We start from the raw sequence: 11330 nt of genomic DNA, 5'->3' as shown, positions 1-11330 counted from the left end.
ATCCCTAACCTGCCTATCCCTCATGTGCTTGGTTAGTAAAGCCCTAGCCCTACCGCCAAGGGCCTTGTCCAGCGATTCCCTTGCTTTCTCATGATCAACGCCCATTAATTGACTAAGCTCGATGAGCCTATGCACCTCTCCCCTAGTCAATGCCCTAATCACCTCCTTAGCCTCACTCAGCCTCCTAATGCCCACTTGGGCACTCCTATGGAGATCCCTAACGTATGGTGTCAACGCCACGGCTAAGAGCCTTGCGGAGTCAAGCCTCGAGTTCTTCAAAACCAAGCCCTTGCCCGCATCAAGCCAGTACTTACTAACCAAAGACTCCATCAAGCCCCTGAGCCTCGGGTCTTTGGTTGCCTTCGTTTCAAAGGGCTTTGGCATGTTCAGTGTTCCGAAGACGCCCTCACAGTCTCCTTGACACTCAACCTCCTAGACAAGGACTTAGTCAATAAGTGGGTTGGCGAGTCGCTTCTGACCTCACCACCGTGGCTGTAGGCCCTAAAGTCAACCTCGACGCCCCCCCTTCTGAACTTAAGCTTAACGATCTCGTGAAGCCTACCCCCCCTCTCACCAAGGCTCCTAAACCTAGGGTACTCGAGGATGAAGCTTGCCAAGCCAGCACCTGCGATTGTCAGCCTAGCCAATCCACGCCTACCGGATTCACTGTAAAGTGTGGCTCTACTCCCTAGGTATGCGCTGGCGTCCTCCATAAATGCACTTACCGGCCTAGCCAATGGGCTTGGGTCTCGGTAATCAGGTAAGTAGCGCCTTAACCTCCTCCAGGCCGGGTGCCTAATCCTAAGCGAATTGCTCAGTGTAATCACTGACTTAGCCAATTCATGGTGAATAACCATCATGGGCTTAACGACTCTACCAAGCCTCCTGCTTCTATGAACCCTAGATGCCATGTTTTCCCTGGCAGTCCTAATTTTTGAGGCTGTCGATGACCTAGCCCTCCTAAACAACCTACCCAAAACCCTACCAACACCAGCAATCCTAAGGTAGAGGATTAAGCTTAGGTCATAAATGACGTTTGAGAGGAGGGCCCATGCTGGGCTTAACATTGTTGGGAAGCCGACCAGCCAGAAGCCAGCGTCCAAAAGCCCGAAGACTGCCACCGACTCAGCCAGCCACTTGGCACGAAGTAGCCAATGCCGATCAACAAGCCGTTGAAGCTGCCCCCCCACAAACTCATTAATTGACTACTACCAACGACTACTGAGTTTATGACCCATGAGGTTGATGGAGACAAGCCAATTGGGTCTAAACCAAACCACGGATTGTTTATGTTGCCAATAACAGTCACTGAGCCAGTGACTGGCACTGACTCGTTTAGGTAATTAATGCATGTCATCGTTACCTCCTCCTGACTGTAGCCGATTGGCGATGGGCTTGGCAACGCCAAGCTTAAGTTCCTGCCAAGTCCAGTTATGTCCTTGCCAATGCTTATTTCCTCATTGAGTTTGTTGATTAATGCCTTAATCGCATTTTCCTCACCCCCTATGTCGACGGTTTTGTACAGGCTGCTTGGTGAGGTTGTGTATTGGCACGTCGTTGAGTTGCCAACGCTGGTTGGCATGTTGATTAATGAATTGCTTGCGAAGAACCAAAGCACGGCACTCGCTGTGCCTGGGTAGCAAACCTCATGCGTTGGGGGGGCCCTTGCCTCAGTCACGTTGATGCAGTGCTCCGGGGGTACATCAATGGTGAAGTTTATGACTGCTGTGTTGTTCCCATTAAGCACTGAGTACTTGCTTGGCGGATTAAGCCACTTCCAGGCTCCAGTGTAGACGATTGAGCCATTCAGTGAAGCCGTTACTACATTGAATGGTGGGTTTCCAAACTCGATTACTTCGGCGTAGGTAGTGTTGCTTGTTAGGTATTGCCGTGAGTCGCATGGCTCGTAATTGCTCTCATTGCCTATGTAGGTGAGCAACACGCAGTTAATGCTCGGCCTAATGCCTAGCCAGAGGAATGTGGCGTTTTTAATCACTGGAACACCAAAGGCGTTCACCGGAGTCACTGACTTGGTGAATGCGGTGAATTCACTGACTGGGTACTCGATGGGCACCACTGATTTGCCAATCGCCGTGTAGTTGATTCCGTATAGAACGCCACTCACTAGGTATGGGTATTGGCTGTTCATGACTAGGAAGCCCCCCCTTAGGGTGGTGTTTGGTGCATTTTGGCTTAACCAATTCATTAGGGCTACAGTCTCGTTCATTAGCTGTAGCTTTGTGGTTATCAACGCGTCCTTGGCTGCAATACTCGTTGTGAATAGTATCGTCAGTGTTAAGATAAATAAAGCCACACCAGAAGCCCTCGTTCTATCCACAACCATCAACGGAATCGCGATAGCGATTATCAGCGGCGCAACTGCATAGCTGAACCAAGCCAAGTAAGCAATTGTGTGGAGCACAGCAGTCATCACCTGGGCAACATGCATAACGGCGAATATTGAGTCGGCGATTGGGTCAATCACCCAACCAAGGTTTTGAAGAACACTCAGGTACTGAATCGGCACAGAGACAAGCCCAAACGTTGACAACACGGCAATGGCGTTCAGTACCGTCATGCCGACTGCCCAGGCGAGACCGGCGTAGGCACTTGCGTAGTAAACAATTGACCAACCCCCCCTCACCAAACCCTCAACCTCGCGGTAAAGCACTAGGTAGCAGGAGAGCCAGGAGGGACAATACCGAGGATGCCCGGCAGAAAATAGGCGAGGACAAGGGCGAAGCCTGCGAGCACAAGTCTCTTAACCTCGATGCCACCCTTAATTAGCCCGTAGATAATCACGATTAAACCCTCAATGGCCATTGAGTAACCAAGTAAATCCATCAAACGGCTTAGGCATGTATTTAATAAGGGGGGGTGGCTTGATGCGTGATAGAAGGCTTATAAATAGTTTATTTACCTCGCCGTTGATGGTTATTGAGGAGTTGAGTGGGTGCAGTATTAGGCGATTGCTCGATAGGGCCTACAGGCTAGTAGCATGATCAGGCTGGTAAGTTGGGCATAGAGGCGCTGGACGAGCTATGGGAGGTAATCGTGGAGTTAGACTACGAATTAAGCAGTGGGCAAAGGGCCGTGGGTTCATTGATGAATTAGGCGGTCTCCTCACGAGCAATTACTCGGCAAGCCATACGGCAATCGACAACCACGGAAAAAGACTAAACCTGCAAGTAATAGAGCTTGGCCAGGGCAAGCTTAATACCATCCACATTCCCCCCCTCATCGATTGCCTTATGCAAATCACCAAACAACTGTTTAAGAATCCGCACATTAGATGCGTATTCTCCAACTATCGCTATTGCCTTCGCTGACTCATAGTCATTACTTAACAATGCATTAAGGATTAGTGCGAGCATTCCAAGTGAGCTTTTTGGCGCCAACGCCTGCACAATGGCTCTAGGGCTGAAGTTAGCCAATGCATCGGCTAAATCAGGCTTAATCCCTCTTATGAATTCTATGAGCTCTTTGAGTGCGTGCTTATCTCCATCCGCAGCCGTGCATGCCATATTACATATCTCAGCATTACTCAATCTACTGCACTCCTTACGGCAGTCGACATTAATGCCGAGAACCCTCCTCAACGCTGGCAGAAATATGGGATCGAGACTACTCCTTATTGCATTGATAAGCTCCTCGGCTTTTGGCGCCTCAACGTCCATGCCGAGCCATTTAAGGAATAACATCGTGACTACCTTATTATCCGGCGATAAGTATTGAAGCAACCAATCATAATTCCCCCATTAACTCGGTAAACCTAGCCTTATCACCCACAATGGCTAGATAAACCAAATACCTGACTAATGATGATGCAAGAGCCGTTAATCCAGCCGCATTTGGCTCAAGATTATCCAGAGCCTCATTAAAAACATCCCCCAAACTCCTTACCGACTCTGATAAACTCATCGATGCTGCTAGATCTAAGCACCTTAGCCCTAACGAGCTTGCCGTATGAGATAATGTAATTAGGCCAATCCTCAAGGTCTTTACTGTCATTCCTAGCCTTCTCGAAGTTCTCTATTGCATCGTCTAAATCAGCATTATCAACACTTAACTTGCCTATGGCGTGGTAGAGGTGTGATAAATCTTCATTTATGAGTCTCCTTAAAGCATCCTCAGGCTTTACAAGGCCGTAACGCCTTAAGTACTCTATGAGCTGCTCATCCCTTAGCCAAGCGGCTTGATCAGCACCCTCGAGGGTCTTAATTAACTCAGTGATCTCCTGCTTAAGGTCAATACCGCAATCAGCCCCCCCAACGGAGGCAAGTCTTGAGTAGGCAATGGCGCTACTCAACACCCTAAGTGGATTACTCCTAATTCCATTGATTGCATTTAGGATTTTTTCCTTAAAAATCTTGCAAACCTGCTCGGGCTCGATAAATTTCTTCACCCATAACGTATTTACCATGGCATCGATTAGGTAAGCTCTACCCCCCCAGTCATTAAGTCTATTACGCTTAGCCCATAAATCATCGATAAATTCACTTAGCTCGCTTAGTTCATTTTCATTATCAATTTTATTATCAATCAATGCATTAGTTGCAGCAGCTAGAATTACTGCCCAGTCGTTTAAGGATGAATCGCTTAGGTTGCTCATTAAATCAACTGTATAAATTATCGAAACTGGATTCGTAATATGCTGTATCGCCCAAGTGGCGACCTCAAGTGCCTTGGCCTTAAGCCATCATCACTCGCGTACTCCTTAATACCTCTCTTGTCTGCGTATGCCGTCAAAACCGCTAAGCCAAACGCGTAAATACCCTCAATTGGATAAAGCCCTCTATTCTTCTTCCTACCCTCCTCGACAGCATTAATGAATTCGTTAAATGCATTCCTAACATGGTTAATCCTGCCCTCGGCCAGTGCATCAAGCACGAAGCTGCTTAAGCCCATAGCTGGCGCATAGAGTAATTCCCAAGTGAGTAGTGGCATTTTGTTATTAATTATCAGTAACCTCACCGCATTGCAATCACCGTTCCTGATGACTTTTAACGCCGAGTTAACAATGGGCATTAAACCAGTAACACCCTCAGAATACTCAATGATCTCTTCAAGTGAATAGGCAATCCACGCTGAGCCAAGCACCAGTATTAGGGCGTTCCAGCAATCACTGCTTATGTTCTTGAATTCCTCTCCTAATTCCTTGCTATACCTCTCATTAATGTACTTGATCGCATCGTTAACGTTATTAATCTCGCCCTTGAACTTACCGTACTCACTCCATGGTTCCAACGCCTTACTCGGGCACTCAGGTTCGGTAGCCTTCGTTTCCTTCGTAGCCTTCACGATCATCGTTATTGCATCCTCAAGCAAATCCTCATGCTTTACGACCAGCCAATTGGCTTGCTCATCACTTAACCCCTCCGAGCTATTCGAAGTCCAGTAGACCAGCCTATCCATGAAGTATGGCGTTGCTATGTAATCGCCAGGGCTTAAATCAGCCTTGAACGGCTCCCTGACGGCTAAGACCTCGGCTAGGGCCCTAATCCTGTTTGGTATTGGTTTACCTCTTTCAAAAATGCCGAGGTAGTCGTTGATCCAGTGGATTAGGAATGCCGATGCGTCTCCATGGGTCTTCTTAAGCATTGCCTGGGCGTCAGAGACCAAGCAGTTGCTCCTCCTCAACTCCTCACCAACAAGCCTAGCAATGAGCGTGTATCCCTCATTGAATTTCAAAACCTCGCTGGCTAAACTCCTCAAGGCGGTCTCATCACTACACCCTGAGTACGCCTTAATCACAGCCGCTAGGAATTCCTCATTCGATAGGTTCAATTCAATGCTCTTTACACTCCTCTTCAATTCCTCGCTGAGTGAGTCGTAGATGGCCTTGGGTATTATGATGATTACCGGCACTCTATATTGGAGTTCGCCAGTCTTTATCGTGGCTTGGTTGATCATCTCCTCAACCATGTTAATGATGCCAGGATGCACATGGTGCTTGGGTTTACGAACAACACCAACCTCATAAACCATCGGCGTCGATGGTCGTAGAGCAATGTGTATCTAAGCCCATCAGCTGTGGCGAGGATTCCAGATACCTCCCTACTGCTCCTACCGTTCAGGTCAATGACAGCCTTTATCCCACTCTCCCTAAGTATCTTGGCCAGTACGTACCTCACGAGCGTGCTCTTACCAATGCCGTGTGGACCATAGATGATTAGGAGCCCACCACTCTCAACAACATCCTTAACAACCCCCCCCTCTAACTCATTCACCACACTACCCAGTTTCCCGAACTTACCTGGTCGATGAATGGGTACCTAACATTACCAAAGACTATGTAAGTCACATCACCCCTAAACTCAATACCCAAATCCTCGGGCTTCCTGTAAATCCCGGCTAAGCCCTCGAGGGTCTCAACCCTATCCTTAATTTGCTTGACTTCGTCAACCAGCCTATTGATTAACCCCCCCTCAAGTTCCTCGTCCTTAAGCCCGGCCAGTGAGTCTAGGGTCTTCCTGACCTCAGTCTCACCCAGTCCTAAGTCCTTGGCAATCTTACCGGCGACCTCAGCCTTAACCGACTCACAGCCAGCCCCCCACTTAACTCCCTCCACTTAATCATGAATTTTATGAACCTTCGGACCTCAGACCTTTCCCTCAACGACCATGCAAACGCCATCAACACCCTAGCGGCAGTCCCAAGACCTGGAACAACCGAATCCACCAACCTAGTGATCAAGCCCTCACCAATAGTCCTAACCACCTCCTTAATGGAGCTCCCCGAGGTCAAAACCACCAATAAACTCCTCAACCTCCCTCTTCAGCGTATTGCAGTCCCTAGATTGTTCAGCAATTGAATTACTCATTTATCGAACCTAAGTTATTTTATTTTCCAAAATTAATAAATTCAGCAGATAAAATAATCATTATTTAAAGCAATCGGCTAATATGAAAGGTCTTAATGCTGGGCTCTTTGCAATTGCCAAGTTTTTACAAAAATCTATTCGCTATGTCATTCCTCAGCCCCCCCTGAATGAGGTGCGTTATACCGATTATTGCAATTTTGAATGTCCGTGCCTACATACGCCTGTACCTCAGCCTTTTCGCAATCATAAGCCTTTTGGCACTTCTTATACGCCCAATACAGGGCTCTACCATTACCATCGAGGGTCCTACAACTCCTTTTAGTTCCGTAATTGATGATTTCCTCATTTTATGCTATTTTAACGTTCCTGCCATTAAGGCACTCATCATTGATTGATAGTTTCAGTTCCGAGAGCTTTATACTCATATTCCCTTACAATGAACTTACGTTTATGGAGTAGGCTTAAGCCGTAAAGGAGGTAGTAAAGCCCCTCGCACTCCTTCTCAACATCCCCGACATTAAGTATCTTCACATTTACTCACTAGCTTACTACGCCTGCCTTAACAATAGCCCTAATGAAATTACATAACATATACGATAAATCATTGGTTAGTTTTTCCATAAGCGGTTCCGTGAGTAATGACGTGGGTTCATGAACTAAGTAAGCTTTAACAACCTAGCCTATTTTCATCAGTCAATTCCTTAGGATACCTTATCTCAGTCTCGGAGGATCCTCCATCTATACCTGCATTCATTGACCTATTAAATTTACTTTTCACGCATAGTTCAGGTAGGTACTTGATAATTGCAAATAATTGTTGAGCGCCTTGACTATACGCATCATCACCTCTGAGTCGGCACCATATTCCTCTAGGTATTTCTTAGTAATATTCATTAACGTATTCGTGGAGGATCTGCGCCTAAGCGTGGCGATAAGTTCTCTGGCAAAGTTATAATACGTAATCCTCATTGGGCCATTAATGCCATACTCATTGAGCAAATTCCAGATAAGGGCATCCATGGGATCCTTAACTCTCCGCCTACTCATACCTACCTGAGGATGTTTATGCGCTGCGAAATATATTTCTAAATCGATGGCTTCAACATGGGCAATAAACTACTCAAGACAATTACTAAGACCGATCCTTTATTGATGGCTCTAGCTCTATTACTCCTAGTCTTTTTATTGGTCCTGTGGTTATTAGGGCTTTTGTGGTTAATCCCTGCATGTGTGGTGGTAGTGCGGTTGTCAACCACTTGATGTCTTCACTGGTTAGTTGCAGTGCTTGACTTATTGAGGCTACGTATGCATCGTTTCCTCCAAGCACAATAATCAGGGGGGGTATGTTCTGCAAAACATCACTGCTTACACCACTTAAGGTCTGAGTTACGAATATCGTCCCAAGCCCAAACTTCCTCAAGCCCCCCCTAACCATCAACTCAGCCAGTGGGCTGTTAAGCACGTAGTAAGCCTCGTCAATCACCAGCAATTGCCTCAACTGCTCACCAATGCCCCCCCTACTCATCACATGCGAGTAGACGTGGTCAGCAACAACACCCATTAAGAAAGCCATCACGTCCGGGCTAGCCCTAACTTGGCTAAACAGCAGTGCCTTGTTGTTCAATAACTCCTCAATAGGCACAATCTCGGCGTCCCTCAAGTAACTCACCAACCTATCAAGTGCCAGCGCCACTGAGTCATCATCCGTTGATGACCTCAGAAATTCAATGGACTTGAAGAAGTCCCTGTGAATGCCGTTGCTGTAGATCAACTTCAAGTCTGGCAGTAGTGCCCTACCGTCAATGCCTAGTATTGAGAATTCAGTGATTAGCCTATGAATCCTCTCCGCATCCGTCAAACCATCAAGCTCGAAAATATTGATGAACTTCTTAGTGACATCAATTGGCTCAATGCCTTGTATTCGTAAGTACTCACCGTGTGGGTCTAGAATCAAGGCTTTAATCCCACTACTTATTAGTCTGTGTAGGATTGTCGAGACTGTCCATGTCTTGCCCATCCCGGTTGGTCCGATGACAAGCATGTGCCCACTTGGCAATGCGTCTAGGTCGATGATTAGTTCACTTCCCTCCCTATCCAGGCCAAGCCTTACTCGGGCCCTCGAGGATTCGCTGATTAATTTGCCACCGTGGAACACAGGCACAATCGCCACGTCGTGGCTAAGCTCATCAATTTGAGGCAAAACCCACAAATGCATTAAGCTCCTTGATTTCCTCATCACCATGTTGCTATCTGGCAATTCCTTGTCGCTAACTATCAATGCCTTGATTGGCTCCTCGGCATTCTGAGTAATCCTATCGAGAACAACACGCCACCTACTCACTGCCGGCAGTGCCTTGCCCCCCCTCTCTTGGACAACTAATTTCTCGTACTCCCTAGCCACCCTGCTCGATGCCAAAGCCCTAAACTCTGGATTGCCAGACACCACGAGCATGTAGTTGCTTAGGTAGTTAGCCACTGCGGAGGCGACTGCCCTAATGTCGTCATCACTCGGCATCGTGTAGACCTTGCTCGTGGAGACAAGCCTACTCCTCAGTAGGCTCAACTGACCACCCTTGATCACTGAGTAATTGCTCAATGCCTTAACCGTGACCGCCGAGATGACGGCGATGACTATTAAGCCGTAGATCTTGAATAGTACGTATGAGGCTAGGGTTAGGATTGCCAACGCGATCACAAGCCTTGTTTTGCTCGGCGTTGTTGGGAAGCCGACTAGCCTCCTCAAATCCTCGCCACTCAAGGGCTTGATCATGAAGTACTGCCTAAGCAAGCCCTCCCTGGCGATTAGCCAATTACTGAGGTCGGGAAGCTCATTCTCGTTCCTTGTAACCCTAGATAGCCTAATGAACCTGTCACCGCCAAGCCTAATGAAGGCAACAGCCTCATTAGTGCCTAGATTCAACCTCCTAATCAACTCATCAAACAAGCCAACGTACTGACTGCCAGTTAATCGGCTTATATCTAGCATTGGCTCGGCTTTGTAGAAGACATGCATGATGCCATTCTTGGCATCAAAAACATAGTCACCGCCCAAAATGAGTTTGGGTGCCAGGTTTGGGTAGACAAGGCTCAGTATTGACTCAATGAGCCACTCCCTGAAGTCCCTGTAAATTAATGCTGGGATTAGGAGTAGGATTAGTAGCTTGTATGCTATGCCCATTAATGCAATCCCAATCAGGATTGCGATATACACCTTGGAGTCGACTTTAACCATCGATTTGATTGATTAACAGCCTTAAAAGGGGCTGGTTAATCAACGGCGAAGCCTAACAAACCTAGGCAACCAAGAAAACCCATCGCCCTTAACCCGATTAACCCTGTAATCACCATTAACAATGGCCCTAAGGTCCTCTGGCTTATCTTAATGCCCTGCGAGCTTAGGATGCCCATTAACTGGTTAATTTCGACCCTACCAGTCTCAAGGTAATCCCTAATGAGGTATTCATTGCAATGAATCAAGTTACATTGGGAGAGTAGTATCAGGGCAACCTCAATGCTTAATCCACGGACCAACACCTCGCTTAAGAGTTCATTGATTGATTCTGGCGTGAAGTAACTAACCAGCCTCGAAAGGACTGAGTGGCAGTAATTCCTAAGTGGCTCAACGCATTTAATTGACCATGAATTAACGAACCTCGTTAACTCCCCCCCATCACCGCTTTTGATTGGCTTAACCCTAGCCATCCTAAGCCTCAAACTACCCAACTCCCTAACCTCCCTCTCGACTTGATGCAAGCCATCCCTCCTAAACAACCTCATTGATCACCACCAACATCGCAGTTGCACCTAGCCCTAAGCCACCTACTGAAGGCCTCGGCGTATGGCTTACCAACCCTCTCCTCAATCAACTTGACCCAATCCCCCCCTGGATTGACTTGTCTCAAAGGCTCATCACTGTTGAGTAGCTTGGTCACGATGATAGCCCTCTCAATACTCGACAACCTATCAATCTCAGCAAGAACAGACTCAAGAATGGTCTGACCAGCACTGGGCATAAAAGGCAGTGGTTGAGACTGAGGACTCGGCGGAGGAGTTGGCAAGGAATCAACAACGGGCTGGGCACCCAATTCCTTGCCTTGATCATCCCTACCACCAAGCAAGCCCCCCTAAGGAAATTACTCACCGGGTTTTGGCTGCTCATCAATAGTGATTATTGATTGATTTAAAAGGAGGGGGGGATTAAGGAAAATGATGTGGTTTTGACACGTGGTTTGGGTGTGGTGATTCATTACCAGGGGCAGTATTGAGTTATGTAGAAGCCATTGCTTGTTGATGTCCAGGCGTTTTCATTGTACCAGTAGGCTGGCGGTGGGATTGATACGCCAAAGGAGCTGGAGCTCATGGCGCCGTTAGCGTTAACCCAGACATCCCAGTTTATGTCATAGACTATGTGCTCATGCTCTGTGAAGAATAGGTCACAACTACCTATGTTAACATCCACAGAAACACCAGCGGGTATCGTGTACGCAGAGGACTGCGGATTATAGGC

General features: G+C 47.4%; 15 protein-coding genes and 1 pseudogene. All 16 read right to left on the bottom strand.

Annotated elements, in window-relative coordinates; all coding sequences use genetic code 11:
- Positions 1–330: hypothetical protein (locus tag JCM11216_RS13480; RefSeq protein ID WP_243676401.1), on the bottom strand; the 330-nt coding region annotated here is incomplete at its 3' end.
- A gap of 56 nt (positions 331–386) precedes the next feature.
- Complete coding sequence (locus tag JCM11216_RS13475) at positions 387–1121, bottom strand: hypothetical protein (RefSeq protein WP_243676400.1); 735 nt, start codon at positions 1119–1121, stop codon at positions 387–389.
- A complete protein-coding gene (locus tag JCM11216_RS13470) occupies positions 1061–2671 on the bottom strand; it encodes a hypothetical protein (RefSeq protein ID WP_054854531.1) in 1611 nt (536 codons plus the stop codon). Before JCM11216_RS13470 ends, JCM11216_RS13475 begins: the two co-directional genes overlap by 61 nt.
- On the bottom strand, positions 2671–2844 hold the full coding sequence (locus tag JCM11216_RS20110; RefSeq protein WP_243676399.1) for a hypothetical protein: 174 nt from the start codon (positions 2842–2844) through the stop codon (positions 2671–2673). The genes JCM11216_RS13470 and JCM11216_RS20110 overlap by 1 nt, the downstream gene beginning before the upstream one ends.
- 332 nt (positions 2845–3176) lie before the next feature.
- A complete protein-coding gene (locus tag JCM11216_RS13465) occupies positions 3177–3740 on the bottom strand; it encodes a hypothetical protein (protein WP_054854530.1) in 564 nt (187 codons plus the stop codon).
- Positions 3741–3744: 4 nt separating this feature from the next.
- A complete protein-coding gene (locus tag JCM11216_RS20105) occupies positions 3745–3894 on the bottom strand; it encodes a hypothetical protein (RefSeq protein WP_243676398.1) in 150 nt (49 codons plus the stop codon).
- A complete protein-coding gene (locus JCM11216_RS13460; protein ID WP_054854529.1) occupies positions 3878–4612 on the bottom strand; it encodes a hypothetical protein in 735 nt (244 codons plus the stop codon). The genes JCM11216_RS20105 and JCM11216_RS13460 overlap by 17 nt, the downstream gene beginning before the upstream one ends.
- Positions 4613–4629: 17 nt before the next feature.
- Positions 4630–5988, bottom strand: a complete 1359-nt coding sequence (locus JCM11216_RS13455) for a hypothetical protein (protein WP_243676397.1) — start codon at positions 5986–5988, stop codon at positions 4630–4632.
- Positions 5910–6230 (bottom strand): hypothetical protein, encoded by a 321-nt coding sequence (locus tag JCM11216_RS13450; RefSeq protein WP_054854527.1) that lies wholly within the window; start codon positions 6228–6230, stop codon positions 5910–5912. The genes JCM11216_RS13455 and JCM11216_RS13450 overlap by 79 nt, the downstream gene beginning before the upstream one ends.
- Positions 6227–6571 carry a hypothetical protein gene (locus JCM11216_RS13445; RefSeq protein ID WP_054854526.1) on the bottom strand — a complete coding sequence of 115 codons (345 nt, stop codon included), beginning with the start codon at positions 6569–6571 and terminating at the stop codon, positions 6227–6229. Before JCM11216_RS13445 ends, JCM11216_RS13450 begins: the two co-directional genes overlap by 4 nt.
- Positions 6496–6768, bottom strand: a complete 273-nt coding sequence (locus JCM11216_RS20100; protein ID WP_243676396.1) for a hypothetical protein — start codon at positions 6766–6768, stop codon at positions 6496–6498. The genes JCM11216_RS13445 and JCM11216_RS20100 overlap by 76 nt, the downstream gene beginning before the upstream one ends.
- 829 nt (positions 6769–7597) lie before the next feature.
- Positions 7598–7870 (bottom strand): hypothetical protein, encoded by a 273-nt coding sequence (locus JCM11216_RS13440; protein WP_243676395.1) that lies wholly within the window; start codon positions 7868–7870, stop codon positions 7598–7600.
- A gap of 85 nt (positions 7871–7955) precedes the next feature.
- Entirely contained in the window at positions 7956–10055 is a 2100-nt protein-coding gene (locus JCM11216_RS13435; RefSeq protein WP_054854524.1) for a DUF87 domain-containing protein, read from the bottom strand.
- Positions 10056–10090: 35 nt separating this feature from the next.
- Positions 10091–10600, bottom strand: a complete 510-nt coding sequence (locus JCM11216_RS13430; protein ID WP_243676394.1) for a hypothetical protein — start codon at positions 10598–10600, stop codon at positions 10091–10093.
- Entirely contained in the window at positions 10597–10941 is a 345-nt protein-coding gene (locus JCM11216_RS13425) for a hypothetical protein (RefSeq protein ID WP_054854523.1), read from the bottom strand. Before JCM11216_RS13425 ends, JCM11216_RS13430 begins: the two co-directional genes overlap by 4 nt.
- Positions 10942–11069: 128 nt before the next feature.
- Positions 11070–11330: pseudogene (locus tag JCM11216_RS13420) on the bottom strand (hypothetical protein); the annotation flags it as partial.

This window comes from Vulcanisaeta distributa JCM 11216 (genome assembly GCF_001315985.1).
GTDB lineage: Archaea > Thermoproteota > Thermoprotei > Thermoproteales > Thermocladiaceae > Vulcanisaeta > Vulcanisaeta distributa_E.
The sequence above is the reverse complement of the archived record's forward strand: the minus strand, read 5'-3'. Positions and strand labels throughout refer to the sequence as shown.

Coding starts and splice junctions, on each gene's coding strand:
- JCM11216_RS13435 (WP_054854524.1), bottom strand. CDS start 10,055: ATGGTTAAAGTCGACTCCAAGGTGTATATCGCAATCCTGATTGGGATT.
- JCM11216_RS13430 (WP_243676394.1), bottom strand. CDS start 10,600: ATGAGGTTGTTTAGGAGGGATGGCTTGCATCAAGTCGAGAGGGAGGTT.
- JCM11216_RS13440 (WP_243676395.1), bottom strand. CDS start 7,870: ATGAGTAGGCGGAGAGTTAAGGATCCCATGGATGCCCTTATCTGGAAT.
- JCM11216_RS13455 (WP_243676397.1), bottom strand. CDS start 5,988: ATGGTTTATGAGGTTGGTGTTGTTCGTAAACCCAAGCACCATGTGCAT.
- JCM11216_RS20110 (WP_243676399.1), bottom strand. CDS start 2,844: ATGGATTTACTTGGTTACTCAATGGCCATTGAGGGTTTAATCGTGATT.
- JCM11216_RS13460 (WP_054854529.1), bottom strand. CDS start 4,612: ATGAGCAACCTAAGCGATTCATCCTTAAACGACTGGGCAGTAATTCTA.